The organism is Vibrio sp. 970, from assembly GCF_033339075.1.
The window spans coordinates 1-528 of the sequence record NZ_JAWOTW010000764.1 but is presented as its reverse complement, the minus strand read 5'-3'; the positions used below and the strand labels follow the sequence as shown (position 1 = coordinate 528).

Below are 528 nucleotides of genomic sequence, written 5' to 3'. Positions count from 1 at the left end.
TTGGAAGTGATAATGAATAATTTACAGTTAGAAAAGATTCTCAACAGCAAACTCTCGCCCGAGTTAATTAAAGATTACGCGCCAAATGGATTACAGGTTGAAGGCTGTCCACAGATCAAGCGCGTTGTTACTGGAGTAACCGCTTCTCAAGCATTAATTGATAAAGCGATTGAACTCAGAGCCGATGCGTTATTGGTCCACCATGGTTATTTTTGGAAAGGGGAGCCAGAACCCATTCGCGGTATGAAAGGTAAGCGAATTCGTAGCCTAATTAAAAGTGACATTAATCTGTACGGCTACCATCTACCGCTCGACATTCATCCTGAACTTGGTAACAACGCGGAGCTTGCTCGTCTTCTTGATATTGAAATCGACGGTGGGTTAGAAGGTCATCCGCAGTCTGTCGCCCTATTTGGACGCTTGAAAAAACCGATGACTGGTTCTCAATTTGCGAGCAATATCAACCAAGCACTTAATCGAGAGCCTCTGCATATCGCTCCAGATAATGCGGAGAAAATGATCGAAACC

At 43.9% G+C, this 528-nt stretch carries 1 protein-coding gene; it reads left to right on the top strand.

Annotated features, from left to right (window positions below):
* Positions 1-12: 12 nt before the first annotated feature.
* The coding region (locus tag R7Q11_RS29065) for a Nif3-like dinuclear metal center hexameric protein (RefSeq protein WP_225467332.1) at positions 13-528 on the top strand (516 nt) is incomplete at its 3' end.